At 63.8% G+C, this 26,220-nt stretch carries 22 protein-coding genes and 1 pseudogene; 15 read left to right on the top strand and 8 right to left on the bottom strand.

The features are described from left to right. Window positions 1–2: 2 nt before the first annotated feature. Entirely contained in the window at window positions 3–3,377 is a 3,375-nt protein-coding gene (locus AB5Y94_RS02040; RefSeq protein WP_368204610.1) for an AAA family ATPase, read from the bottom strand. A gap of 109 nt (window positions 3,378–3,486) precedes the next feature. On the opposite strand from AB5Y94_RS02040, the gene cysZ reads away from it, so the two are divergent. Both cysZ and AB5Y94_RS02030 read left to right on the top strand, forming a co-directional pair. After that, window positions 3,487–4,251 carry a sulfate transporter CysZ gene (gene cysZ / locus AB5Y94_RS02035; RefSeq protein WP_017779872.1) on the top strand — a complete coding sequence of 255 codons (765 nt, stop codon included), beginning with the start codon at window positions 3,487–3,489 and terminating at the stop codon, window positions 4,249–4,251. 134 nt (window positions 4,252–4,385) lie between these two features. After that, entirely contained in the window at window positions 4,386–5,000 is a 615-nt protein-coding gene (locus AB5Y94_RS02030) for a trimeric intracellular cation channel family protein (protein WP_005303366.1), read from the top strand. Between the two features lie 94 nt (window positions 5,001–5,094). Here the strand turns inward: AB5Y94_RS02030 and AB5Y94_RS02025 are convergent, their stop codons facing one another. From AB5Y94_RS02025 to AB5Y94_RS02010, 4 genes are all read right to left on the bottom strand, one after another. Then, a complete protein-coding gene (locus tag AB5Y94_RS02025; protein ID WP_017779871.1) occupies window positions 5,095–5,346 on the bottom strand; it encodes a hypothetical protein in 252 nt (83 codons plus the stop codon). Window positions 5,347–5,438: 92 nt separating this feature from the next. Further along, entirely contained in the window at window positions 5,439–5,984 is a 546-nt protein-coding gene (locus AB5Y94_RS02020) for a DUF882 domain-containing protein (protein WP_005303369.1), read from the bottom strand. A gap of 150 nt (window positions 5,985–6,134) precedes the next feature. Further along, complete coding sequence (locus tag AB5Y94_RS02015) at window positions 6,135–7,619, bottom strand: murein L,D-transpeptidase (RefSeq protein ID WP_368204609.1); 1,485 nt, start codon at window positions 7,617–7,619, stop codon at window positions 6,135–6,137. Between the two features lie 81 nt (window positions 7,620–7,700). Further along, window positions 7,701–8,471, bottom strand: a complete 771-nt coding sequence (locus AB5Y94_RS02010) for an ABC transporter substrate-binding protein (protein WP_019839070.1) — start codon at window positions 8,469–8,471, stop codon at window positions 7,701–7,703. A 315-nt stretch (window positions 8,472–8,786) separates the two neighbouring features. Here AB5Y94_RS02010 and AB5Y94_RS02005 point away from each other — a divergent pair, with 315 nt between their 5' ends. The 5 genes from AB5Y94_RS02005 (at window position 8,787) to AB5Y94_RS01985 (ending at window position 14,298) form a co-directional block, all read left to right on the top strand. Then, window positions 8,787–9,332, top strand: coding sequence for a hypothetical protein (locus AB5Y94_RS02005; RefSeq protein WP_005303374.1), 546 nt, complete (start codon window positions 8,787–8,789; stop codon window positions 9,330–9,332). A 56-nt stretch (window positions 9,333–9,388) separates the two neighbouring features. Then, window positions 9,389–10,450 carry a glycosyltransferase family 2 protein gene (locus AB5Y94_RS02000; RefSeq protein WP_043170789.1) on the top strand — a complete coding sequence of 354 codons (1,062 nt, stop codon included), beginning with the start codon at window positions 9,389–9,391 and terminating at the stop codon, window positions 10,448–10,450. Then, entirely contained in the window at window positions 10,447–10,818 is a 372-nt protein-coding gene (locus tag AB5Y94_RS01995) for a GtrA family protein (protein ID WP_005303379.1), read from the top strand. The genes AB5Y94_RS02000 and AB5Y94_RS01995 overlap by 4 nt, the downstream gene beginning before the upstream one ends. Then, window positions 10,818–11,981, top strand: a complete 1,164-nt coding sequence (locus AB5Y94_RS01990; RefSeq protein WP_043170790.1) for a membrane protein — start codon at window positions 10,818–10,820, stop codon at window positions 11,979–11,981. Before AB5Y94_RS01995 ends, AB5Y94_RS01990 begins: the two co-directional genes overlap by 1 nt. A 208-nt stretch (window positions 11,982–12,189) precedes the next feature. Next, the gene (locus tag AB5Y94_RS01985; RefSeq protein ID WP_368204607.1) at window positions 12,190–14,298 is read left to right on the top strand and encodes an alpha-amylase; all 2,109 of its coding nucleotides are present in this window, start codon (window positions 12,190–12,192) and stop codon (window positions 14,296–14,298) included. Window positions 14,299–14,404: 106 nt separating this feature from the next. Here the strand turns inward: AB5Y94_RS01985 and AB5Y94_RS01980 are convergent, their stop codons facing one another. Then, window positions 14,405–15,031, bottom strand: coding sequence for a glutathione S-transferase (locus AB5Y94_RS01980; protein WP_274182281.1), 627 nt, complete (start codon window positions 15,029–15,031; stop codon window positions 14,405–14,407). A gap of 158 nt (window positions 15,032–15,189) precedes the next feature. Here AB5Y94_RS01980 and AB5Y94_RS01975 point away from each other — a divergent pair, with 158 nt between their 5' ends. The 5 genes and pseudogenes from AB5Y94_RS01975 (at window position 15,190) to AB5Y94_RS01955 (ending at window position 18,824) form a co-directional block, all read left to right on the top strand. Beyond that, on the top strand, window positions 15,190–15,834 hold the full coding sequence (locus AB5Y94_RS01975; RefSeq protein WP_005303387.1) for a response regulator transcription factor: 645 nt from the start codon (window positions 15,190–15,192) through the stop codon (window positions 15,832–15,834). Between the two features lie 7 nt (window positions 15,835–15,841). Continuing rightward, window positions 15,842–15,946, top strand: a pseudogene (locus AB5Y94_RS01970) (LuxR C-terminal-related transcriptional regulator); the annotation flags it as partial. Window positions 15,947–16,034: 88 nt separating this feature from the next. Beyond that, window positions 16,035–16,616, top strand: a complete 582-nt coding sequence (locus AB5Y94_RS01965) for a TetR/AcrR family transcriptional regulator (RefSeq protein ID WP_017787811.1) — start codon at window positions 16,035–16,037, stop codon at window positions 16,614–16,616. A gap of 71 nt (window positions 16,617–16,687) precedes the next feature. Continuing rightward, the gene (locus tag AB5Y94_RS01960; protein ID WP_368204605.1) at window positions 16,688–17,557 is read left to right on the top strand and encodes an alpha/beta hydrolase; all 870 of its coding nucleotides are present in this window, start codon (window positions 16,688–16,690) and stop codon (window positions 17,555–17,557) included. Window positions 17,558–17,678: 121 nt separating this feature from the next. Beyond that, on the top strand, window positions 17,679–18,824 hold the full coding sequence (locus AB5Y94_RS01955) for a patatin-like phospholipase family protein (RefSeq protein WP_368204603.1): 1,146 nt from the start codon (window positions 17,679–17,681) through the stop codon (window positions 18,822–18,824). Between the two features lie 66 nt (window positions 18,825–18,890). Here the strand turns inward: AB5Y94_RS01955 and AB5Y94_RS01950 are convergent, their stop codons facing one another. Then, entirely contained in the window at window positions 18,891–20,843 is a 1,953-nt protein-coding gene (locus tag AB5Y94_RS01950) for a cation:proton antiporter (RefSeq protein ID WP_279973851.1), read from the bottom strand. A gap of 100 nt (window positions 20,844–20,943) precedes the next feature. Between AB5Y94_RS01950 and AB5Y94_RS01945 the strand changes: the two genes are divergently transcribed. Further along, a complete protein-coding gene (locus tag AB5Y94_RS01945; protein ID WP_005303398.1) occupies window positions 20,944–21,864 on the top strand; it encodes a GGDEF domain-containing protein in 921 nt (306 codons plus the stop codon). Window positions 21,865–21,930: 66 nt separating this feature from the next. On the opposite strand, the gene tilS is transcribed toward AB5Y94_RS01945, so the two are convergent. Next, window positions 21,931–23,271, bottom strand: coding sequence for a tRNA lysidine(34) synthetase TilS (tilS, locus tag AB5Y94_RS01940; RefSeq protein WP_368204601.1), 1,341 nt, complete (start codon window positions 23,269–23,271; stop codon window positions 21,931–21,933). 126 nt (window positions 23,272–23,397) lie between these two features. Here tilS and AB5Y94_RS01935 point away from each other — a divergent pair, with 126 nt between their 5' ends. Together AB5Y94_RS01935 and AB5Y94_RS01930 are read left to right on the top strand one after the other, a co-directional pair. Further along, window positions 23,398–25,428 carry a M13 family metallopeptidase gene (locus AB5Y94_RS01935; protein ID WP_206219614.1) on the top strand — a complete coding sequence of 677 codons (2,031 nt, stop codon included), beginning with the start codon at window positions 23,398–23,400 and terminating at the stop codon, window positions 25,426–25,428. 111 nt (window positions 25,429–25,539) lie between these two features. Next, window positions 25,540–25,977 (top strand): PliI family lysozyme inhibitor of I-type lysozyme, encoded by a 438-nt coding sequence (locus AB5Y94_RS01930; protein WP_368204599.1) that lies wholly within the window; start codon window positions 25,540–25,542, stop codon window positions 25,975–25,977. The last annotated feature ends 243 nt before the right edge of the window (window positions 25,978–26,220 follow it).

The raw sequence follows: 26,220 nt of genomic DNA, 5'->3' as shown, positions 1-26,220 counted from the left end.
TTCTAGTTTTGCTCAGCCAAAGCGACGGCTTCACCGATATCGACCGACACTATGCGCGAAACCCCGGGCTCTTGCATCGTGACGCCAACCAGCTGCTCAGCCATCTCCATGGAGACCTTATTATGACTGATGTAAACGAACTGTACTGTGCTCGACATCTCTTTGACAAGAGAACAGAAGCGACCGACGTTCACTTCATCGAGCGGTGCATCCACCTCATCCAGCAGACAGAAAGGTGCCGGATTGAGTCTGAAGATGGCAAAAACCAGCGCAAGAGCGGTTAACGCCTTCTCCCCCCCGGAAAGCAGGGCAATGGTAGCATTCTTCTTACCCGGAGGTCTCGCCATGATGCTCACTCCGGCCTCCAAAAGATCATCGGAGGTGAGCTCAAGCCAGGCACTGCCCCCACCGAACACTTTTGGAAACAGGGATTTTAAATCTTCGTTGACCTTATCGAAAGTGTCACGGAAGCGTATTTGTGTCTCTTTATCAATTCTTTTAATGGCTTGGCTCAAGGTTTCCAGCGCCTGCTCCAGATCCTGGCACTGGTTTTCCAGGTAGCTTGCGCGGGTTTTCGCCTCTTCATACTCCTCCAGCGCCGCCAGGTTGATGGCGCCAAGCGCCTCCACCTGCGCCTCCAGGGTCTGGATCTCCTGGCGCAGCTTGCCGCGATCAGCGGCTATCAGCACCGCCTGATCGAGATCCACCAGCCGTACCCCCAGCTCTTCGAACTGCTCGTGCAGCCCCTGCCGGCGGGTGAGGTTGCGTTCGCGCTCGAGCCGCAGGGTCGCCAGCTTCTCCTGTATCTGCACCAGCTGCTTGTGGTCAGCGCTTCTGGCCTGCTCCAGCTCGGTCAACTGGCGCTCCAATTCTGCAAGCCGCTGATGACAGGCAAGTTGCTGCGCCTCGAGGTTGCGCTGCTCGGCCAGCAGGGGCGACAGATCCTGACTCGAAGTGACCCCCGGCTCCTTGAGCTCGGCCAACTCCAGCCCGAGGCGGGCCAGCTCCTGCTCGCGCAGGGTGATGAGCTGGCGCTGGTTCTGCTGCTCCAGTTGCAGCCGTTGGCAGGCGGCCTGCTGCTGTTCACGACGCAGGCGGGCCTCTTCCACCGCCCGATCCGCCGCGCTCGCCTGCTCCTGGGCGAGCAGCAGCGCCTCGGCAAGCAGCTCCCCCTGCTCCTGCAGCTCGCCGAGGGCCGCTTCATCCTGCTCAAGCCGCTCCCCGGCCGACACCAGCCGCTGCGCCTCCTCAGCCTGCTCCTTATCCAGCCGGATCAACTCCTCTCCCAGCTGGCCGAGGCGCTGCAACCGCGCCTGGCGCTGCCCTTCGCGCAGGCTCCAGGCCTCGCGCAGTTGCTGCCACTGCTGCTCCTGCTCGCGCAGGGTGCGCTGGGCCAGTTCATGGGCGCTGTGCAGCTGGGCCCGCGCCGCATCGGCAGCGGCAAACTGTTCATCGAGCCGGCGCAGCGCCTCCCGGCCCGCGACCAGCTCGCTGTGCAACCGCTCACGTTCGCCGAGCAGCGCCAGGGTGCCGAGGGCCATGCCCTCCCCCAGATCCGCCCAGTTGGGGCCGAACCAATCACCGGCAGGAGTGAGCAGCGACTCACCGGCAGAGAGGCTGTGCAGGCGGGCCTGCGCCTCCTCCCGGCTCTCTGCCAGCCAGATGGCGTTGAGGAAGGCGGGTATGTGCTCACCGCCCAGTTGCGCCGCCAGGGTGCCGGCAACCGCCGGTCGGGCCGGACCAATCCAGAGCCCGGATTGCGCCAGATTGCACTCGTCCGCCGGGGTGGCGGTTAACCAGCGACCGAGCACCTTGTCCAGCCCCCGGGCCCACTCGGGGGGGACCTGCAGCCGATCCGCCAGGGTGGCGCCCGCCATCTGCTCCCCCAGGATCTGATCCAGAGTGGCGAGGCGAGCCTCCAGCTCGCGCAGCAAACCCTGCTGGCGCCCCTGCTCTGCCTTGAGCTCTTCATGACGGGCCACGCCGGCCTGCCACGCCGCTTCGGCTTCTTCATGGCGGGCGCGGGAGAGCGAGAGCGTCGCCGCCAGCGCATCGAGCGCCGGTTGCAGGTTCTCCTCCTCCCCGCCGAGGGGCCCGGCCTGTTCATCTTCCAGCTTGAGACGGGCCAGCCGGGTCTTGGCCTGCAGCTCCTGCAGGCCGTTCACCTCGGCGCGGGTCTGGTTGAGCCGCCCCTGCAACTGGCCAAGCTGCTGCTGCCACTGCTGCTGGCGCTGGCGCGCCTGCTCGAGCCGCTCGCCCGCCGCCGTGCGCACACTCTGCTGGTCGGTAAGCAACTGCTCACACTGCTCGAGGCGCGCCGACGCCACCTCCCCCTGCAGAGTGCTTTCGCCCAGTTGTTCCAGTTGGCCGGCCAGCTGGGTCTTGAGCCCCTCGATGCGCTCACCGAGGGCCTGCCGCCTTGCCTGCCAGTCTCGACCGAGTTCGGTTTGGTGCAGTTGCTGCTGCTCGAGGCGGGCGATGGCCTGGCCGCCGAGAAAAATCTGTTGCTGACGGCTGGCCTGTTCGGCCTGCGCCTCCTGGCGGGCGACCGACAGGGTGACGTGGCGCCCCTCATCAGTGGTGCGCTTGGCATCGAGGGCCGCCAGCGCCTGCTCGGTCTGGGCCAGTTCGGTCTTGGCCTCGCCCAGACGCGTCTCCAGCGCCCACAATTCCGAGCCGATCAGCTCGGCGCGAGCAGCGCGACTGCGGCTCTTGAGCTGCTTGTAGCGCTCGGCGGTCTCAGCCTGGGCCTTAAGATGGTCGAGGCGCGACCCCAGTTCGCCGCGGATGTCGCCGAGGCGCTCCAGGTTCTCCTGGGTATGGCGAATGCGCTGTTCGGTCTCCCGGCGCCGCTCCTTGTAGCGGGAGACCCCGGCAGCCTCTTCCATGAACAGCTTGAGATCGGCGGGGCGGGACTCCACCAGCCTGCTGACGGTGCCCTGCTCTATGATGGCGTAGCTGCGCGGCCCGAGGCCGGTGCCGAGGAAGAGGTCGGTCACGTCCTTGCGGCGGCACTTCTGGCCATTGATCTGGTAGTGGTTGGAGCCGTCGCGCAGCACTTCGCGGCGCACCGAGATCTCGGTAAAGCGGCCGAACTCACCGGGTACCCGGTTGTGGGGGTTGTCGAACACCAGCTCCACCGAGGCGCGGCCGTGGGCGCTGCGGTTGATGGAGCCGTTGAAGATGACGTCGGTCATGTTCTCGCCACGCAGATGGCGGGCGGAGCTCTCCCCCAGCACCCAGCGCACGGCGTCGATGACGTTGGATTTTCCGCAGCCATTGGGCCCCACCACGGCAGTCATGTCGGCGTTGAGTTCGATGCGGGTCGGCTCGACAAACGACTTGAAGCCGGCGAGTTTGATCAATTTCAGACGCATGGCGGCCTATGTCGGTAACGAAATAAAGAGGAGGCGGGCAGGCGACTTTACCAAATCAAAAGCTTGTTTGTAATATGCTGGCAGTTTCCCATGAACAGATGGAGCTCCGATGAGCCACTCCCCCCGTATGGTAAAAGACTCGATCAGCGGTGCAGACTACTTTCTGCGCGGCTTCTCCCTCATTCGCCAGCCCGGCATCCGCACCTTCGTGCTGATCCCCCTGCTGGTCAACTTCGTGCTGTTTGCCGGGGCCTTCTACGCCCTGCTGCTGCAGCTGGATGGCCTGTTCGCCTGGCTGCACCAGCAGATCCCGAGCTGGCTCGACTGGCTGGACTACCTGCTCTGGCCCATCGCCCTCATTACCATACTGGTGGTCTTCTCCTTCTTGTTCAGCTCGGTGGCCAACTGGATAGCCGCTCCCTTCAACGGCCTGCTGGCGGAGAAGGTGGAGCAGGCGCTCACTGGCGAGGCCGCCAACGACACCGGCATGCTGGACATCGTCAAGGATGTGCCACGCACCTTCGGCCGCGAATGGATCAAGCTCAAATACTACCTGCCCAAGGCCATCGGCTGCCTGATCCTGTTCCTCATTCCGGTGGTGGGCCAGACCCTGGCGCCTGTGCTCTGGTTCCTGTTCAGCGCCTGGATGATGGCGATCCAGTATGTCGACTATCCGTTCGACAATCACAAGATCGACTTCATCACCATGCGCGACGCCCTCAAGCAGCGCCGCGGCAAGTGCCTGAGCTTCGGCGCCCTGGTCACCCTCTTCTCCGCCATCCCGGTGGTGAACCTGTTCGTGATGCCGGTCGCCATCTGCGGCGCCACCGCCATGTGGGTCGATCACTACCGCAGCGAACAGCTCAAGCGCTGACCCGGACAAGCATGATGAAAAATGGGGGCGAAAGCCCCCTTTTCATTACTTAATCTAATGCATATGTGAGTTTGCTTGTCCCGCCAGCGCTAGATTGTTAGGATGCGGGCCTTTCTCGCACCCTGGGATATCTCATGTTACATGCACTCTTCTTGCTGGGCCTGGTGGCCGAAGGGATGACAGGCGCGCTGGCTGCGGGCCGGCGACGGATGGACTTGTTCGGCGTGGTGATCATCGCCTCGGCGACGGCCATCGGAGGTGGCACCATCCGCGACGTGCTGCTGGGCCATTACCCCCTGCTCTGGGTCGAACACCCGGAGTATGTGCTGCTGGTCGCCGGCGCGGCCATGGCCGGCGTCATCTCGGCACCGCTGATGCGCTATCTCGGCAAGCTGTTCATGGCGCTCGATGCCCTGGGGCTGGTGGTCTTCTCCATCTTCGGTGCGGCCAGGGCGCTGGAGATGGGTCACGGCGCCGGCATCGCCTGCATCATGGCGGTGGTGACGGGGGCCTTCGGCGGCGTGCTCAGGGATCTACTCTGCCAGCGCATTCCGCTGGTGTTTCGCCGCGAGCTCTATGCCGCCATCTCGCTGGTGACCGCCGCCCTCTACTGCCTGGCGCTGGATCAGGGCCTGCCCAACGACTGGGCCGCCTTCGGTGCCATCGGCATCGGCTTCGTGCTGCGCCTGCTGGCGGTGCGCTTCAAGTGGGGGCTGCCCACCTTCCACTATCAGTACGCCGCGCACTGAGCGCGCCAGCTTCTGGCGAGCCGGTACGGCTCACAACCAACAAAAAAGCGCCGATCAGGCGCTTTTTTGTTGGGCAAGGGGGGCAGCAACTGCCTCAGTTGATCCCTTCCGAGCTGAAGAAGGTCGCCTTGTCGGCGATGAAACGGATCTTGATGTTCTTGCCCTCGTTGCCCCAGATGCAGCTGGTGGTGCCCAGCGCATCGTCACAACGCTCGGCCTTGCCGAGGATGCTGCTCGCCTCGGCATAGCTGATCCCCATCTTGAGCTTGTCGTAGTTTTCGCGGTTGAGCTTGCCACAGCCGGTCAGCAGCAGGGCAATCAGCCCGCCAAGCAAAATATGTTTCATCTGGTTCTCCTCTGCATGGTGTCCAGAGCCTATCAGCTCGACCACCCCGCTGACCAGTCACCCGCCGGGCCGATGCGGCCAGCAAACCGCCGTTACCAGCTGCGCACGGGCCCGGTGTCGAGGTGCACGAAGTTGTCGCTCGGGTAGTAACCGACGCCGCCCACCTTGAGATGGAGCGCCGCCTTGCGCAGGTGCGCCAGCTGTACCCCGGGGATCCGCACGTCCACCGCCTGCCCCAGGGTGTGGTAGCTGTGCTTGGCTACCCCGCGGCTGCGACTGCGCTTCTGGCGATTGGTCACAGGGGAGCGATAGCCCGAGATGAGCTGGATTTCGCCGTGGCGACCCAGCTTGTGCTGCAGCAGGTAGAGCTGGTCGAACAGCTTCCTGTCGATGTTGAACACTTCGTTGCGACGGTAGTCGCGAAAGATGTGGTTGAGCTCGGCCAGCCCGTCTTTCAGATAGCGACCGTCTTCCCAGTAGCTGGTGCGCACCCGCTCGCCGGTATTGAGATTGAAGAAGCTGAGTTCACGTCCCGCCGTACTGCGACTCGCCATGGCGGGGAAGGACAACAGCGAGCCCCCCAGCAGGCAACCGGCACCCAGCAGCAGGCGACGTCGGCTTATCTCTTGATCAAGCATCCCTTGTCCGTCCATCGCAATGTTGAGGTGAAACCGTTGAATGAATTTGATACAGGCGCTTGAAACTACCCGCCGAGCCGGCCGCTGTCAAACCGCGAGGTGCCATGAAAAAGCCCGGCGCAGGCCGGGCTTTTCACTCTGTGGCGAGGATCACAGCAGGCGACTCTGGTAGCTGACTCGATCAAATCCATAGATGTCGTTGCGCAGTTGCTGACGCCCCTCCTCGTCGATCCAGCTGCTCCAGTAGACGGTGAACACCGGGATCGGAGTGGTCAGCGGCAGCCACTTGGTCTGGCTCTCTTTCAGGATGCTGGCCACCTTGTCGGGCTGGTAGCGGGAGTCCGCCAGCAGCAACTCGGCCAGATCGTCGGCGTGTTCCACCCGGATGCAACCCGAACTGAAGGCGCGCGCGCCCTGCTCGAACAGCGCCTTGCGCGGGGTTGAGTGCAGGTAGATCGCCTCGTTGTTGGGCAGATAGAACTTGTAGCGACCCAGTGCATTGTGATCGCCCGGCTTTTGCCGCAGACGATAGGGGAAACCGGACGCCAGTGCCTGCTGCCAGCCCTCTTCGGTGAACTGCACCGGATTGCCTTCGCCGTCGATCACCTCGAACTGCTCGCGATTGAGGTAGGCGGGGTCACGCCCCAGCTTGGGCAGAATGTCCTTGCTCAGGATGGAGCGCGGCACGTGCCAGGCCGGGTTGAGCACGATGGAGCGGATCTCGCTGGCGAGGATCGGGGTAGCCCGCTGCTCCTTGCCCACGATAACCCGGCTGGTGAACACCTCGTTGCCGGACTCCACCACGCTCAGCCGATAGTCGGGGATGTTGACCAGCACGTAGCGGGCACCGGAGAGCTGATCCACCAGGTCACGTCGCCACAGGTTGCGCAGCAGCAGACTGGCGCGCACCTCGGGCCCGGTGTTGAGCCAGCTGCGGGTCTGCCGGCCTATGATGCCGTCGGCGGTCAGACCGTGGCGGCGCTGGAACTGCTTGACCGCCTGCAGGGTGTCGGCGTCGTAGGTGGCGTCATCATGGCGCGGGGCCGTGTCGCCCAGCTCGTTGAGGATGGAGCGGATCTGGCCCAGCTCCGGGGAAACCTCACCGGCTCGCAGGGTTGGCATGGTCAGGGTCGGCCACTTCTTGGCCATGGGCAGCGCCAGCAGCTTGCGCACTTCCTCGCGCACCGCCTCGTATTCCGCGACCTGGGGTCTGAGCTGCTTGACCTGTTCCAGCAGGTTGTCGCCGGCCGGCTCGTGAGCCAGCGGCTTGTTCAGATTGAGTTTGAGGGTCTGCATCTGCTCGCGGGAGACCAGATCCATGGCGCGCCAGGCCTGCTGGAACCGGGCCAGCTTGCCAAACGCCTCGTCATAGAGGGCGCCACGCTGATCCGCCGGCTTGGCCTGCAGTTTCTTCCAGAGCGTATAGAAATCCGGGTGCAGCTGGGCCAGCACGGCCTCCTGCAGTTGCTGCTCCAGATCTTGCCTGGCCTGCTCCGCCGTCCGGTTCTGATACCAGTCGTGCTGCTCCGCCGCATTGCTCACCACCACCTGGCCTTCGCTGGCCTGTGCCATGGCCGCTGGCCAGCAGCCCAGCCAGATCAGGTTTGCCAATGCCAGCCAATACTTCTTCCCCATGCTTACCTCAAGATCGGTTCACTTCAATCCGTCAGACCCGGCGGTCAAGGCGCTCATCATGCGTGAATGCCCGCGACTTTGCTAGCCGGCGGGCGCATAGCGCCGCCAGATAATGTCATACTCATTTGTTGCTTTAAACTTGGCCAGCTCGCGATTGAACTCCCGCACGAATTCGGGAGACAACCGTTTCTTGCTGAACATGAAAAAGGTCGGTGCTTCATATACGGCCATGGCATGGGGGACGATCAGATCGCTCAGCCCCTCCTTCTTCAAGCCCCAGGGGGTGGCCAGCACATCGCCGAGAAAACCGTCGATGCGACCCAACACCAGCTTGCCGTAATTCTGCTCGTCGTTGACGACGCTCACCTGGGCGGCATAACGGCGCAGCAGCTCGCTGATCTCGGCGCCGTAGTAGTAGTCCTTGGTGATCCCCAGGGTATGCCCGTCGGCCAGCCAGCTCGCCAGATCGGTGTCGGAATAGGCGTCTGACTTGCGGATCCAGAGCACGCTGCGGCCCGGATTGTAGGCATCGGAAAACCAGGCATAACGGGCACGATCCTCGTTGAAGTAGGCCTCCATGGCAATGTCGACCGACCCCAGCGCCAGACCGTGCAACACCCGTTTCCAGGGCATCTCCACATAGCTGGCCTTGCAATCCAGTCGTTTGAGCATGGCGTTGAGCGCCTCGATGGCAAAGCCCTGCAGCTCTTTCTTGCCGGCCGCGGACTCGAGGTAATAGTGATAGGGCGGCCAGTTGTCATAACCGATCCGCAAGGGAGCAGGGCACAGCGCATTTGCCGATACCAGCGGTGTCAGCAACCAGAGCATCCAGCAGCAGAGTTTCAGCTTCATGGGTCATCCTTGACGGCGTATCAGCTCATCATAAATCGGCCTCGGCAAAATGGCGACAGATCCTGCCACAGGGATGCAGACCATGATCGGGGCACCGAAAAAGCGGCATCGCCCGAGCAGAAAAGGGGCCCGGCCAGCCCGCCACAACAGGGCCTGGGGGCTAGCTAAAAAGAGGAGGAAGCGACATTTGGAACACCAATCAGAAAGGGGTTAATATGTGACCAAATATATTTTTGTGATCCACTATGCTTTTTTTGCAATTGGATTAGCATATGCGCGAAATCAGCCTACAAACCGTGAGGCGCAGAGAGTGATATGACGTACAAAAAGTTTGGTTTTCTGACCGCCATCATGGCGCTGAGTGGTTTCTATCTCTACACCCTCTATCTGGCCGCCCACCCCAACGTGAGCCTGGCCTACAAGCTCTATTACCTGGAAGGCAAGACCCGCTTCTGGGAGCACAACTCCAGCATGACCTACCAGCCCGGCAACGAGCTCAATCTGACCAAGCCGAGCCGCTTCCTCTCCAGCGAAGGCTGGGCCAAGAAGCCGAGCGCGGACGGCACCGAACTGAGCGGCCAGGGTGGCCTCTATTTCGTGCTGCCCAAGCAGCAGGCACAGCCGGAAGAGCTGACCATCCAGGCCCGGGTCAACAGCCCGCAGGCCGGCGCCCTACTCAAGGTGGCACTGGGTCACGATTTCACTACCACCGTCAAGCTGGCCAAGGCCGGCATCAACGAGATCCGTCTCAGCCTGCCGGGCGAGTCGCTGACCTCGGATCCCAAGCGTCCCAACTTTCTGGCGCTCTCCGCCCCGACACCGCTCAATGTCCAGTCGGTGCGCTTGACCGTCGCCCAGTAAGACGTATTCTCCAATACGCTGTTTTATAAAATAATTTTCCAAATAAGGAAGTTTTCATGTCGCATGCCGATTTTCGACTCTCTCTGATCGTTCCCGTTTACAACGAGGAAGAGAGCATAGATGCCTTCATCAACGCGATAGATAACGAACTGGCGCCGCTCAAGGATCAGCTGGAAATTGTATTCGTCAACGACGGCAGCCGCGACCGCACCCGTGAGGTGGTCGAGCAGGCCATCGCCCGTGACCCGCGCGTCACCCTGGTCAACCTGGCCCGCAACTTCGGCAAGGAGGCGGCCATGACCGCCGGCCTGCATCACGCCAAGGGTGATGCCGTGGTGCCGATGGACGTGGATCTGCAGGATCCTCCCTCGCTCATTCTCGAATTCGTCAAGCTGTGGCAGACCGGCGACTACGACACCGTCTACGGCATCCGGGTGGATCGCAGCGCCGACACCCCGATGAAGCGCCTCACCGCCGGCGGCTTCTACCGCTTCTTCAACGCCCTCTCCACCAGCACCAAGCTGCCGGAGAACGCCGGTGACTTCCGTCTGATCGACCGCAAGGTGGTCGAGGCGATCAAGCAGCTGCCGGAACGCAACCGCTTCATGAAGGGGCTGTTCGCCTGGGCCGGTTTCCGTGCCGTCGGTGTGCCCTACGAGCGCCCCGCCCGCCACGCCGGTGAGACCAAGTTCAACTACTGGAAGCTGTGGAACTTCGCCCTCGACGGTCTGATGAGCTTCTCCAGCTGGCCGCTGCGGGTATGGAGCTACGTCGGCGTCGGCGTATCCTTCGTCGCCTTCCTCTACATCCTCAAGATCGTCACTCAGGTGGTCTTCTTCGGCATCGACGTGCCGGGTTACGCCTCCCTGATGTCGGTGGTGCTGTTCCTCGGCGGCATCCAGCTGCTGTCGCTCGGCATCATCGGCGAGTACATAGGCCGCATGTTCGTGGAAGTGAAGCAGCGCCCCGTCTACCTCATCGAAGGGGTCTACGGCCAGTATGCCAAGCAGGATGAAGAGCCCAAGCAGGACGCCGCCAGCGGCAGCAAGAAGAGCGCCGGCAAGAAGGCTGCTGCCGCTAAGGCCGCTGATGACCAGCAGGAGCAGGCTTCTCAATGATCTCCCGCGAGGAATTCTGGCGGCTGGTACGTTTCGGGTTTGTCGGCGGGGGGGCCACCCTCGTCGATCTGGGCACCTCCATCGCCCTGTTTCACACCTGGCCCACCATCTCGGAGCACCTGGTGACGACGTTGGCCTTTGCCATCGCGTTCTGGTTCTCCTTCTTCGGTCACCGTTACATCACCTTCCAGAAGCAGGGTGCCGCCAGCAAGTTCCTGCTGGTCGCCCTCTTCTCGCTGGCGGTGCGTAACCTGATATTGAGCGGTCTGCTGTTTGCGGGTCTTTCCGGTCTGTTGCCGGTGGTGATCGCCACCCTGACGGTCACCGTGCTCACCTACCTCCTCTCCAGGATCTGGGTATTTGCCTGATGAATGACATGACTACCACCACTGCCCCCGACCAGGTGGCGCCCTATCGCCCGTCACTTCGCATCAGCGGTCGCGACTGGCTGATGATCATCGCCGCCTTCGTGCTGAGCCGGGTCGCCCTGTACGGCATGGGTTACTTCGGCGTCCAGCTCTACGGCGCCACCGACATAGGCCCGCTGCAGGCCTATTGCCAGTTTGACTGCGTCTGGTTCCAGCGCATCATCGAGAACGGCTACGACCTCTACCCGCGCTGGCTGAGCAAGGGCAACGCGGCCAACTGGGCCTTCATGCCGCTCTACCCGATGATCTCCGGCACCCTCTCCAACCTGCTCAACGTCGAGAGCCTGATCGGCCTGATGCTGGTGGCCAACCTGGCGTTCTTCGCCAGCCTGCCGCTGATGCTGCTGGTGCTGCGCCAACTCAAGCTGGGTGACGATACCGCCCGCTTCGGTGTCTGGCTGCTCGCCTTCTCCCCCTTCTCCGCCTACTTCGTCTCCGGCTATACCGAGTCAATGTTCATGGCGCTGATGCTGGGGATGTTCCTGTTCGCCTATCGCCAGCAGTGGCTGATGGTGGCCCTGCTCGGCGTGTTCATCTCCGCCACCCGCAACCTGGGGGTGATGATGGTGTTCCCGGTACTGATCCTGGCGCTGCAGGCCTACGGCTGGCGCGAGTTCTTCCGCTTCACCGAGCGCGCCTTCAAGGTGGTGTTCACCCTCTGGATGATCCCGCTCGGCCTGTTCGCCTACATGTTCTATCTCTATCACCTCACCGGTGACGCGCTGGCGTTCAAGCACATCCAGGTGGCCTGGGGCCGTTACATGGACAGCCCGCTGGACTGGTGGCTGAGCGGCTTCGAGCTGGGCGGACGCAAATCCTACCTCTCCATCATGGTGATGTTCGGCTGGGCGCTGAACCTCTATCTGTTCAGCCAGAAGCGCTGGGCCGAGGCGACCCTGATGTTCATCTGCTGCACCATTCCGCTGATGACAGGGCTCAATGCCATGCCGCGCTACATGTTCGGCCTCTATCCGACCATGCTGGCGATCGTGCTGTTGACTCATCGCTGGCCGGCCATTCGCCCGGCCGTGCTCTGCCTGAGCGGCATGGTGGCTTCCTTCATCGCGGTGGCCTTCGTCAACTTCAAGTTCTTCACCGTGTGACGAAGGTGGCAATGCAACAAGCCGGTCTATCGACCGGCTTTTTTTATGGGCACGACACCCCGCTCACACTTTTCCACTCTTGAAAACGTAACCATTTGAACTGATGTCACAAATCGACGGTTTGCCTGTCCAAGCGCGCCCTCATGCCTCCTAGAATGAGCCCCATTGACGGCAATCTGGTCCGCTTAACCCCAGCAAGGAATGGCTTATGCGTCGCACCCCCTCGGTTTCTTCCCTCTGGCTCGCCCTGCTGGCCTGCCCCCTCTTCCTCCCTCAGGCCATGGCCGCCGAGGTGCGCCTCTACGTGGATGACCAGCCGGTCGGCGCGCCGCTGACGCTGGACAAGGGGGCGGTGCAGCTGACCCATCCGCTCACCAAGGGGAGCCACCAGATCCGCATCAGCGACGCGGGCAACAGTTGCGGCACCAGCTTCGGCCCGAGCGAGGCCAAACCGCTCCCCTTCGGCACCGCCCAGCCCATGGACAAGTGCAGCAAGGGGCAGCACTTCAACCTGCGGGTGATGCTGGCGGGGGATTATGAGTTCACCTTCAACCCGGATACCCCCAGCCTCAAGGTGCTGCGGGCCACCAAGAAGAGCGAGTTCAAGCGCCAGCCGCCAGCGGAGCCCTGCATCAGCTGGGATGGCGGCCCGGTGACCGTATCCCTGAAAGGAGTCTGGCCCGACGGCACCCGGCTGCGGGACGCCTACTCCGGCCAGGAAACCGTGGTCAAGGGCGGCAAGCTGACCCTGACGCCGAGTAAAGAGAGCGGCGGCCTGCTGCTGCTCGAGCCGGTCAAGGCGGCCACAGTGGCCCCCTTCAGCTGGGATCAGGCGAGCGTCTATTTCCTGCTGACCGACCGTTTCAACAACGGCGATCCCGCCAACGACCACAGCTTCGGGCGCCAAAAGGACGGTCAGGATGAAGTGGCCACCTGGCACGGCGGCGACTTCAAGGGGCTGACTGCCAAGCTCGATTACATCAAGCAGCTTGGCATCAACGCCATCTGGATCACCCCCATGGTGGAGCAGGTGCACGGTTTCATCGGCGGCGGCGAGCAGGGCAACTTCCCCTTCTACGCCTATCACGGCTACTGGGCACTCGACTTCACCAAGATAGATCCCAACTACGGCGACGAGGAGAGCCTGAAAACCCTGGTGGACGAGGCCCACAAGCGCGGCATGCGCATCATCCTCGACGTGGTGATGAACCATGCCGGCTACGCCACCCTCGCCGACCTGCAAGATCTGGGGCTCACCGATCTGGCCCAAAACACAGCCAAACTACCGACCACCTGGAACCAGTGGCGCCCGAGCGGCGGTCTCAACTGGCATGGCTACAACCAGTTTATCGACTATCAATCACCCGCCTGGAGCAAGTGGTGGGGCCCCGACTGGGTGCGGGCCGGCCTGCCCGGCTACCCGCAGCCCGGCACAGATGATGTCACCGGCTCGGTGGCGGGGCTGCCGGACTTTCTGACCGAATCCACCAAGCCGGTGGGGCTGCCGCCGCTGCTGGCGGCCAAACAGGACACCAGGGCCAAGGCACTGCCCAACGCCACCGTGAGCGACTATCTCATTGCCTGGCACACCGATTGGGTGCGCCGCTTCGGCATCGACGGCTTTCGAGCCGACACCGTCAAACACCTGGAGCCCGCCGTCTGGGCCCGCCTCAAGCAGGCCGGCACCGCCGCCCTCAAGGAGTGGAAAGCCGCCAACCCGACCAAGAAGCTCGACGATCTGCCCTTCTACATGGTGGGTGAGGTGTGGGATCACGGGGTGGCCAAGGATTTCTGGTATCAAAATGGCTTCGATTCGCTGATCAACTTCGACTATCAGCGCGAGTTCGCCCTGCCCCAGGCCCAGTGCCTGGCCAGCGCCGAGCCCACCTATGCCAGTTATGCCAGCCGCATCAATCAGGATCCCGAGTTCAACGTGCTGAGCTACATCAGCTCCCACGACACCAAACTGTTCTTCGGCGACTATCAGGACGTGCCGCTGCAGCGCCGGGTCGCCAGCAGCTTCATGCTGCTGCCGGGCGGCATCCAGATCTACTACGGCGATGAGTCCGGCCGCGGGCTCGCCAAGGATGGCGGCGTGTTCGATCAAGGCTTGCGTTCTGACATGAACTGGCAGGAGCTGGCCGGCGGCGAGAAAGCCGAGCTGGTCAAGCACTGGCAGCGGCTCGGCCAGTTCCGCGCCGCCCACCCGGCGGTAGCGGCGGGCAGCCACAAGAAACTGGCCGACAGCCCCTATGCCTTCGTGCGGGAGAAGGGGGATGACAAGGTGGTGGTGGTGTTCGCCGGCCGCCAGCCGTAATCCAGCTTAAGGAATCAAACCCAAACAGAGAGGGGAGCCAGTGGCTCCCCTCTCTGTTTACACCAGCCGTTCAGACAAGCTGTTTACAACGGTTGTGCCCGCGGGTTCACTGCGGCTGACGGGCGGCCGCCGGCCACTGCAGACGCGCCTTGACCAGGGTCTGCTGCCACAGCGGCCAGGCCAGCAGCGCCTGCTGATAGGCGCCCGCCTGGCCGGGCAGCTGGATGCCGTAGCTCGCCAGCCGGTAGGCCATCACCGCATAGAAGGCATCGAGGATCCCCGCCTCGCCAAAATAGAAGGGGCCCCGCGCCTGGGACCAGATGGTCTGCAGCCGGGCCAGCTCGCCGATGGCCTCCACCGGCGGTTCGCTGCGGGTCGGGGCGCCGAGGAAGAAGGGCAGCAGGGTACGGATCTGGCGAAAACCGGCGTGCAGCTCGGCGCAGAGGCTGCGGGCCAGCGCCCGCTCGGCTTGCGCTTCGGGGTAGAGCCAGCGATCGGGGCAGAGCTCGTGCAGGTACTCGGCGATGGCCAGCGAGTCGTGCACCCGCACGCCCTCGTGATCGAGCCAGGGCACCAGGCCGGCGGGGGCCAGCCGTTTGAGCCGCTGCAGATCCTTGGCATCTTCCAGATCGAACACCTGCTCCTGCCACTCCAGCCCGCTCATGGCCAGCACCAGCGCAGCCCGCATCGCCCAGGTGGAGCCCGTGCCCACCGTCAATACCAGAGATCCCATCTATTGCCTCCTGCATGGGTTGTTCATGACCATCCCATCTGCCCCAATGGCACGACATCCGACGGTCGCTTCACATTTGCGCGCCGGCAGGTTTGACCCTCTCCGGGAGCGGTGCTAGTTTGATTTTCCAAAACAATCAGTTAGCAACAATGTGAGCAATGGACAGCCAATTTACCATCGTCATCGCAGATGACCACCCCCTGTTTCGGGGCGCCCTCTATCAAGCGGTGCACATGGCCATCGACGATGCCCAGCTGCTGGAAGCGGACTCCATCGACAGCCTGGCCCACCTGCTGGGGGAACACCCGGAAGTCGACCTGCTGCTGCTCGATCTCAAAATGCCGGGGGCCAATGGCTTCTCCGGTCTCGCCCACCTGCGTGGCCAGTATCCCGACCTGCCCATCGTGGTGGTGTCAGCTTCGGAAGAGCCCGCCATCATCCAGCAGGTGCTGCGGCTCGGCGCGCTCGGCTTCATCCCCAAATCGGCGCCGATGAAGGAGCTGGTCAACGCCCTCAATACGGTGATCGGGGGTGACAACTGGGTGCCGGCTGGCATATCGCTCCATCCCGAACCCTGTGAGGGCGCAGATTTTGCCAGCAAGCTGGCCAGCCTCACCCCCCAACAGTACAAGGTGCTGGTGATGCTGCGCGACGGCAGCCTCAACAAACAGATCGCCTGGGAGCTCAACGTCTCCGAGGCCACCATCAAGGCCCACATCACCGCCATCTTCAGAAAACTCGGTGTCAAGAACCGCACCCAGGCGGTCATCGCCCTGCAGCAGATGGATATCAAGGACGACTGAGCCTCTTGCCCCCATCAAGGCCCACATCACCGCCATCTTCAGAAAACTCGGTGTCAAGAACCGCACCCAGGCGGTTATCGCCCTGCAGCAGATGGATATCAAGGAGAGCTGAACCCTCCCTGCAGGCCTGCACATCATCTGCCGCTCGACAAATAGCACGGTCGTACTTTATGCTGTCCCGGTCAATGAAGGAGAGTGCGATGAGCAAGGGCCGGCTGACCCGCGACAACATTTTGCAGACTGCGTTCGAGCAGGCGAGCCAGCAGGGGCTGGAGAGCCTCACCATCGGCTCCCTTGCCAGCGCCTGCGAGATGTCGAAAAGCGGCCTGTTCGCCCACTTCCAGTCCCGCGACAACCTGCAGATCGCCGTGCTGGAGTACGCCGCCGAGGTGTTCCGGGAGCGGGTGATCCAGCCGGTACGCCAGCAGCAGCACGGCAGCCAGCGAGAGAAGCTGATTGCCCTGCTGCAGGCCTGGCTGGCCTGGAACCAGTGTTTCGCCGGTCGCTGCATGTTCCTCGACGCCTGGACCTCGGCCCAGGAGGGTGAGGTACAGCAGGCCGCCCGCCAGCTGGTGCGCTTCTGGCTCGACTACCTGGCCCGCCAGGTGGTGCAGGGACAGAGCGAGGGCGAGTGGCGCAGCGACATGGATCCCTGGCGCGCCGTCTACCGCCTCTACGGCCTCTATCTGGCGGATCAGGTGTTCAATGCCCTCGATCTGTGTCAGGATCCGGCCCGCCACTTCTGGCCCGAAGTGGAGACGCTGCTGGATGGCTGGCGCTGATGGATTGACCTCTCTTTTTTAAAACCGACAAAAAAGCACGACCGTTCGCACATAAAAACCACAGGATGACCATGAGCAGCAAGATCTACTTCAACACCCGCCGCTTCAGCCCGAGCAAATGGCTGCTCGGCCTTGGCACCCGCTTGCATCACACCCTGGCCCCCGCTCATGCCAAGCGTACCGCCAGCAAGCTGCTGCTCACCCCCCAGCGCAACCAGCGGGATGACTCGGCGCCAGCCGGGCTGATCAAACAGGCCGTGCACACCAGCGAAGGCACCCTGATGAGCTACCGGCTCGGCCAGGGGCCGGTCTGGCTGCTGATGCACGGTTGGTCAGGCAGCGCCAGCCAGTTCTACCCGCTGATGAGCCACATCGCCGCCCAGGGCTTCACGGCCATTGCCTACGATCACCCGGCCCACGGCCACAGCGCCGGCCATACCGGCCACCTGCCCCGCTTCGTGCGCGCCTTCGACGAACTGGTGGAGAAGATGGCGGCGGAGTGCGGCCCGCTGCAGGGCGTCATCGCCCACAGCATGGGGGGCGCCGTCACCCTCTCCAGCCGCCGACGCGAGCTGGATACCCTGCCGCTGCTGCTCATCTCGCCGGTGCTCGACTACGTGCCCCAGCTCTACGGCATGGTGGCGCGCTCCGGCTACTCCATCCGGCTGTTCGATGCGGTGGTCAAGGAGATTGAGCAGGAGTACCAGCACCCCTTGAGCACGGTCGATCCGCTGGGGCGGCTCGCCGGCCGCAGCGGGCCTGCCATCATAGTGCACGACGAGGAGGATCGCTTCGCCCCGCACGGCGATTCCCTGCGCGCCACTCAGGATGGCTGCACCCGGCTGGTGAGCACCCGGGGTCTGGGCCACGGCCGCATCCTCGCCAGTGCCCCGGCCTTCGCCGCCTTCGATCAGCTGAGCGCCGCCCAGAGCAACCATTGAACAGCCTCAAAAAGGGCCTGAAAAAAATGGTTGGCAGGCCTGTTTTTATATTTGATACAGCGTCTTATAGTTAAATTGCTCGGTGGCAACACCCCCAGTGGCATGCATAAGGCGCAGTATCATGGCCAGACCCAACACAGCTCTTCTGTTGACCGGTGGTGGTGCCCGCGCCGCCTACCAGGTCGGCGCCCTCAAGGCGATCGCCGAGTTCTATCCCCGCAATCTCGGCATTCCGTTTCCCATCCTGTGCGGCACTTCGGCCGGCGCCATCAATGTCACCGCGCTGGCCTGCTACGCCTCCTGCTTTCATCTGGGAGTGCGCAAGCTGGAGTGGGTCTGGCGCCGTTTCGAGACCCACCACATCTTCGACTTTCACCCGGGGCGCCTGTTGTGGCGACTGATGTACGAGGGCTCGGCGGGGCTCGTCAATCCCCACACCAACCACGCCTTTCACCTGTTCGACAACGCGCCGCTGCGCCGCCTGCTGGATCAGCTCATCGACTATCACCGCATCGACGACAACATCCTCTACGGCAGCCTGGAGGCGCTGGCCATCACCGCCTCCGACTACGACGACGGCCTCTCCACTACCTTCTTTCAGGGGCGAGCGGAACACCTGCCGTGGGAGCGGGCCAGACGGCGCGGGCTGCGCACCCTGCTCACCTCGGATCACCTGCTCGCCTCCTCGGCGCTGCCGTTCGTCTTCCCGGCCACCCACATCGGCGAGAAGTTCTACGGCGACGGCTCCATCCATCAGCTGAGCCCGCTCAGTCCCGCCATCCACCTGGGGGCAGAGCGGATCCTGCTGATCACCCTGGATCCACCGGCGCACACGGCCCCCACCTTTCACCATGGCCACCTGACCAGCTCCAACATCGCCAGCCACCTGCTGGACACCGTCTTCACCGATACCCTCAACTCGGATCTGGAGCGGCTGTGGCGCATCAACCAGACCCTGGATCTTATCCCGGAGCGGGAGCGCAACCGGTTGAAACTCAAACGGGTGGAGACCTGCGTGCTCAAGCCGAGCCAGGATCTCGACCTGCTGGCGCTGGCCTACCTGCGCAAGCTGCCAGTACATCTGCGCCGCCTGCTGCGGGTGCTGGGGGTGACGGGGGACGAGACCAGCAGCCTGGCCAGTTTCCTGATGTTCTATCCCGGCTACTGCCAGCAGCTGATCAAGCTGGGCTACCTGGATACTCTGAACGAGCGCCAGCGGGTCGAACAGTTTCTGGGGATAGAGGAGGCGGTACGGATCGAGGCCTGAGCCGGAGTATTCAAGGGAAGCGGGGACGGCATTGGCAGCAGGCCTGGTGCAACATGGGCTCAGGGATCAGCGCCCCTCCAGCAGGCGCTGCTCCGCCTGCTCCACCGCCACCGCATTGCCGAACAGCACCAGCTTATCCCCCGTCGCCAGCACCAGTTCGGGTCTGGGCTCCAGCCGCTGTGTGCCCCGCTGCACCTCCCTGATCCGCACCGCATCGACCCCCAGCGCCTGCACGCTGCGCCCCACCGCCCAGGCCTGCTCGTGCAGCAGCACGGGGTGCAGCCGCTCGAGCAGCTGATCCGTCTCCAGGTTGCCGGCGCTCTGATCTCCCCAATAGAAGCCGTGCAGGAAGCGATACTGGTTGCTGCGTTCGTGCTCCATGCGCCGGATCACCCGGCCAATGGGGATGTCGCAGTTGAGCAGCAGGTGGGAAACCAGCATCAGGGCCCCCTCCTGGGATTCGGGGATCACCTCGAAGGCCCCCGCCCGCTTGAACGCCTCCAGGAAGCTGTCATCGCGGGTGCGCACCAGCACCTTCACCTCCCCCGCCAGCTCCCTGATGAGCGCCAGCATGGCCTCCACCCGCTTGGGATCGTCAAAGGTGATGATCACCAGCCGGGCCCGCAGCAGACCTGCGGCCAGCAGGATGTCGCGCCGGCTGGCATCGCCAAATGCCACCTGTTCCCCCGCCGACTTGGCCTCGCTCACCCGCTCGGGGTCGAGATCCAGCGCCAGGAAGGGGATCTCCTCCTGCTTGAGAAAGCGGGCGCAGGTCTGGCCGGCCCGGCCAAAGCCCGCGATGATCACGTGCTGGCTCTTGCTCAGGCCCGACTGGGCCACTTCGGAGCGGGTGAGCAGGGCCGGATCGGTGAGGGAGCGGGCCAGCTGGTGAGCCTGTTGCACCAGCCAGGGGGTCATAGCGATGGAGGTGACCCCGATACCTATGAGCAGGGAGACCAGCCGGTGGTCGAGCAGACCGTGGTGGTTGGCCAGTGCCAGCAGCACGAAGCCGAACTCCCCCACCTGGCTCAGCATGATCCCCGCCGCCATGGCGTCGCGCTTGCGCTCCCCCATCAGCCGGCCGGCCAGCAGCACCAGCAGCGACTTGAACAGGATGAGGGCCGGTACGCTCAGCGCCACCAGCCACCAGTCCAGCGCCACCCGCTGCCAGTCCATGGTCATGCCGATGGTGATGAAGAAGAGCCCCATCAGCACGTCTCGAAACGGCCGGATGTCCACCTCCAGCTGGTGACGGTAGTGGGATTCCCCCAGCATCATGCCTGCCAAAAAGGCCCCCAACGCCATGGAGAGCCCCATCCACTGGGTGAGCGAGGCGGCCAGCAGCGCCACCAGCAGGGTGCTCAGCACGAACAGTTCGTCGGAGCGAGCCCGCGCTACCTCGTGAAACAGCAGCGGCAGCAGCCACTTGCCCACCGCCAGCAGGCTCAGCAAGGCAAACAGCCCCTTGAGGGTGGCCCAGGCGATCTCCGCCAGCAGGGCGCTGCCCTGGATCTCCGGCCGGGCCAGAATGGGGATCATCACCAACAACGGCACCACCGCCAGATCCTGAAACAGCAGCACGCTCACCCCGAGCTGGGCACGGCGGGTGTGCAGCTGCTTCTGATCCCCCAGCTGCTTGATCACCACGGCGGTAGAGGAGAGCGCCAGGGTGCCCGACACCACCAGCGCCTGGGCCAGACTCAAGCCCCACCACCAGGCGATGGCAAAGAACAACAGGGAGGTGAGCAACACCTGCAGGCCACCGACCCCGATCACCAGTCGGCGCATGGCGATGAGCCGGGGCAGCGAGAACTCCAGCCCCAGCGAAAACATCAGAAAGACGATACCGAGCTCGGCGATGGTCTGCATGATCGACTGGCCGGTGATCACGGCGGCGCCATGGGGGCCGAGCACGACCCCGGCGAGCAGGTAGGCGAGGATCACCGGCTGGCCAAGGCGCCGGAAAATCGCCACCAGCAGGACGGCGGCAAGCAGCAGGATCAATACGTCTGCGTACAATATTTCCTCCTTTTTTATCTACTTAAGCCTAGCCAGCCGCCCTTGTTCGCATCGAACATATTTTGGGCACAGGTATTGCAGGTAAGCAGCAGGAAGTAGGTTGTTTGAGGGCTGTACCGTGGAAAACACATCATCATTGAGCGGTTTGGGACATGGCATCGAGCAGTGGGTTCGCCAGATGGAGCGGCTCACGCCGCTGGCAAGCCAGGATCGCAACCAGCTGCTCGAGCAGTTGCTGGTGCAGACCGATCTGGGCAGCCTGCTGGCAACTTTTGCCGATCGTGCGGCAAGAATTGTCCGGATCCACAGCCTGCACTTCGACTGTGGCCAACCGCACACCCTGATCCAGCATCCGCCCCAGGCCAGCCTGACCCTGCACAGCTACCCGTTCGAGCTGCGCGGTCAACACGGCCAGTTGCTGGGCCAGCTGCACTACACCCTCGAACACGCCCTGAGCGGCAGTCAGCAACGGGTGCTGCAGCAGTATCACCAGCTGCTCAGCCTGCCGCTGCCCCTCTATCTGCGCCTGTCACAGCTGGAGCTGCAGGTGCGGCTCGATCACCTGACCGGGCTCGGCAACCGCTCCTATTTTGACGAGGCCATCGGCCGCGCGGTGGAGCAGCACAGCCGGGAGTCCCACGGGTTGGTGCTGGTGCTGCTGGATCTCGACAGCTTCAAGCAGATCAACGACACCTGGGGTCACCCGGTGGGCGATCTGGTGCTGAGCCGCTTCGCCCAGCTGCTGACCCACTGCATTCGCAGCACGGATCAGGCGTTTCGCCTCGGTGGCGACGAGTTCGCCCTGCTGCTGCAACCCGCAGAGCCCGAGGCCTGGCGCCCGGTCTGGCTGCGTCTGCAGCACATGTTGCTGACTCACAAGGAGCTCAGCACCTTCTCGGTCGGCTGCAGCCTGGGGGCCGCCAGCTGGCAGTCCGGGGTGGATGTGCACAGCCTGTACGAGGCGGCCGATGCCCACCTCTATGCCCGCAAGAAGGCGGGCAAGGCCGGCCTGCTGGACTGAACCGGCCAGCCGCTGAATACGACAAGGCCGGCATATGCCGGCCTTGTCCGTTTGCTGCAAAGAGGATTACAGCGGGGGCTGACAGGCCGCCGCCGGCAGCCAGTGCCAGGCCAGGCCGGGCTCCTGCGTCATGAATCCGTCACAGAGGAACAACTCGCCCACCGCCGCCACCTGCTCGCCGTAATAGAGGATGGGAATGCGGCCGCGCTGCCAGGAGGGCACCCCATACTCCTGCAGCAGCTTCTTGAGACGCCGGCTGCCGCCGCGCCCCACCGGCTTGAGCATGCTGCCGGCGGCCACCCCGAAGCGCACTGACAGCGGCTCGTCCGCCCTTGGCAGCCGCAGCCCCTCGCCCCCCGTCCGCGAGATCAGTCGCACCTCGCCGAGCCCGTCCGGCAGGATCAGCGTCTCCCCCACCCTCAACGCCAGCTGCTCGTGACGAGGCTGCAGTCCGGGTCGCACCAGATGAAGCCGCCCCTGAAAGCGGCGGCAGCTCTGCTCCCCCCAGTTGAGCTGGGGATTGGCGTCTTCCCGCGCCAGCGCCACCTCCTGCCAGAGCAAGCCGAGCTGCTCGCGGGAGGGCATCTCGCCCCCCTGGCGGCGGATCCAGTAACGCAGCAGGTTGTTGCGCCGGGTGCCTGACAGGGCCAGCAGCGGCGTGATCTGCAGCGCCTCTCCTGCCGCCGCCAGCCGCCAGTCGGCCTCGGCCAGCTCCTCCAGTAGCGCCTCCTGTTCGGCGCACAGCGCCATGCTGCGTGCCGCGGTCTGGGCCATGGCGGGCCAGCGGGCCTTGAGCTGGGGAATGAGCAGCTGGCGCAGGAAGTTGCGGTCATAACTCACATCCTGGTTGCTCTCATCCTCCACCCAGCCATAGGGGAGGCTGGTCGCCGCCTCGGCCAGCTCGACCCGGCTCACCTCGAGCAGTGGGCGCAGCAACAGGCCACCGGCAAAGGGTTGGCTTGGCACCATGCCCGCCAGCCCGCGCAGGCCGGCGCCGCGCTTGAGCGCCAGCAGCAGGGTCTCCAGCTGATCGTCCTGATGGTGGGCGGTGAGCAGCCACTCCCCCTCCCCCAGCTGGGCGGCGAGAGCCTGATAACGAGCCTCCCGCGCCTGCGCCTCCAGGCTGTCGCCACAGCCCCGTTGCAACTGCACCCGCTCGACCAGCAGCGGCACCGCCAGTTGCTGACACACCCCTTCGCAGTGGGCCACCCACTCGTCGGCATGTGGGCTCAGGCCGTGATGGACGTGCAGGGCGCGCAGGGCAAGGCCGTGGGAGTGAGCGAAGCGGGCCGCCAGCACCAGCAGCACGGTGGAGTCGAGCCCGCCGCTGAAGGCCACCAGCAGGCCGCGGGAACCTTCCGGCGCGGGCAGGGTCTGACAAAAGCGAGAATAAATACGAGAAATCATAGGCTTCCCCAATACGACCAGGCGGATCTTAGCAGAGTCGGGCTTATCAAGCGCTAACCCGACTGCTAGAGTGAATCGCTCCCTGCGTGGGCAAGGAAGCCGTATAACCCGAATTGGAATCAAAAAATGAACAATAAGAAAAGCATACTAGCCGGCCTCATCGGGCTGGCCCTGCTGGCAGGCTGCAGTCAGGCGCCGGATACCAGCAACAAGCACTCAGGCCTCGCGCTGGCCAACATGGACACCAGCGTCAAACCCGGCGATGACTTCTTTCGCTACGTGAACGGCCACTGGCTGACCACTGCCAAGATCCCGGACGACAGACCCGCCGATGGCGCCTTCTACCTGCTGCGGGACAAGTCCCTGGCGGACGTGCGGGTGCTGGTGGAAGGGCTGGATGGCAAGGCTGCCGCCGGCACCCAGGCCCAGCAGATCCGCGATCTCTACCACAGCTATCTGGATCAGGCGACCCGGGATGCCAAGGGTACTGCTCCCCTGCTGCCCATGCTGAGCGAGATCGAGCAGATCAAGAGCAGCCAGGATCTCGCCCGCGCCTTCGCCCAGAGCGGTCGCAACGGCGGCGGCGCCCCCTTCGGCTTCTGGATAGACGCCGACGCCAAGGCCCCGGACAGCTATGCGGTCTACCTCTACCAGGCCGGCCTCAGCCTGCCGGATCGGGACTACTACCTCAAGACGGATGCCGCCAGCCAGGCGCTGCTCAAGAAATACGAGCAGCACATCGCCACCATGCTGGGTCGCTTCGGCGAGCCGGATGCCGCCGCCAAGGCCAAGCGGGTGCTGGCCCTTGAGAGCAAACTCGCCAAGATCCAGTGGGACAACGTCAACCTGCGGGATCGGGAGAAGAACTACAACAAGGGGCCTCAGAGCGAGCTCAAACGCCTCGCCCCCGCCATCGACTGGGACACCTACCTGAGCCAGGCCGGCCTCGCCGGCCAGCAGAGCCTGGTCATCGGCCAGCCGAGCTATCTCGCGGCCCTGAACGAGGTGATGAAGCAGACCCCGATCGGCGACTGGCAGGCCTACCTCAAGTGGCAGCTCATCACCGATTACGCCCCCTACCTCGACAGCCAGACCGATGCCCAGAACTTCGCCTTCTTCGGCACCACCCTGAGCGGCACGCCCAAGCAGCGGGCCCCCTGGGAGCGGGCCCTCGGCGTGCTGGATGATCACCTGGGCGAGGCGGTGGGCAAGCTCTACGTGGAGCGCTACTTCCCGCCCCAGGCCAAGGCCCGCATGGAACAGCTGGTGGAGAACCTGCGCACCGCTTACGGCCAGAGCATCGAGGAGCTGGACTGGATGTCGCCGGCCACCAAAGCCCAGGCCAAAGAGAAGCTCGCCAAGTTCCGCCCCAAGATCGGCTACCCGGACAAGTGGAAGGATTACAGCGCCATCGCGATCCGCGCCGACGATCTGGTGGGCAACCTGCAGCGCGCCCGCGCCTTCGAATACGCCGACAACCTGGCGCGCCTCGGCAAGCCGGTGGACAGAGACGAGTGGCACATGTCGCCGCAGACGGTGAACGCCTACTACAACCCGAGCAACAACGAGATCGTCTTCCCGGCCGCCATCCTGCAGCCCCCCTTCTTCGATATGCAGGCGGATGACGCGGTCAACTACGGCGCCATCGGCGGGGTGATCGGTCACGAGATGGGCCACGGTTTTGATGATCAGGGGGCCAAATCCGACGGTGACGGCGTGATGCGCGACTGGTGGACGCCAACCGATCTCAAGGAGTTTCGCTTCCGCACCAGCCGACTGGTGGCCCAATACAACCGCTTCGAGCCCATCGCGGGGCAGTTCGTCAACGGCCAGTTCACCCTGGGGGAGAACATCGGCGATCTGGGCGGCCTCACCATAGCCCACAAGGCCTATCTGTTGTCGCTGGATGGCAAGGAGGCCCCGGTGCTGGACGGCTTCACCGGCGAGCAGCGCTTCTTCCTCGGCTGGGCTCAGGTTTGGAAGGGCATGTATCGCCCCGAGCTGATGCAGATGCTGCTCGCTTCGGATCCCCACTCGCCGCCCGAGTACCGGGTCAACGGCGTGGTGCCGAACATCCCCGCCTTCTACGAGGCGTTCAACATCCAGCCGGGTGACAAGCTCTATCTGGACCCTGCCAAACGGGTCAAGATCTGGTAATGACGACCCCGCTGAGGGGTGGATGACGCGGACCGGCGGGGACTGCCCGACCGGTTCGCACAGTGACACAGGTGGCGGGCAACCGCCGCCGCAGTAACAAGGGTCAAACCGATGAAAGCCTTGCTCATGACACTCGGCCTGCTCACCCTGCCCATCGCCAGCCAGGCGGCGGACGGGTTCTTCAAACAGCTGACGCACCCCTCAGGCCAGGTAGTGACCGTCAGCGAAGGGCGCGGCGAACCGGCCTCCACCGGCAGCTACGACGTGCGCCTCTACTCCGGCGCCAACCCGCAGTTCCCGCTGGATCAGTTCATCGACGGCAAGGTGCTGCCGCGCGATGGCAGCATCAAGGAGCTCAAGCTGCTGGATCTCAACGGCGACAAGCAGCCCGAGCTCATCGTCGTGGTGGAGAGTGCCGGCAGCGGCAGTTACCTGAGCGCCGACGCCTTCACCCTCAACCCGCAGGAGGGGGTGGAGAACTTCAATCACGTGGAGGGGCTGGCCCCCAATGACGATGTGATTGAGGCGCTCAAGACCCCCCGCGACTGACATGCCCATCACCACGCCCCGCCCAGCGGGGCGTTTTTCTTGGTACAGAACTAATCAGGTGTTGGAAAAACACTTTAAGGCAGATCATAACCGCGGGGAGCTTCTTCAATGATATCTAGATCTTTTGATACCTATTCCCCGCACTTCCCTTTCCTGCACCTCACAAGTTTAGGTGGTACAGTTACCATCCTGGCCTCTGGTACCCAATGACAAGATTACGTCGCTCATCCACTGTCGAATTCA

Source organism: Aeromonas sp. s5 (assembly GCF_040907865.1).
GTDB lineage: Bacteria > Pseudomonadota > Gammaproteobacteria > Enterobacterales > Aeromonadaceae > Aeromonas > Aeromonas dhakensis.
This window is presented reverse-complemented; position numbering and strand designations above follow the sequence as displayed.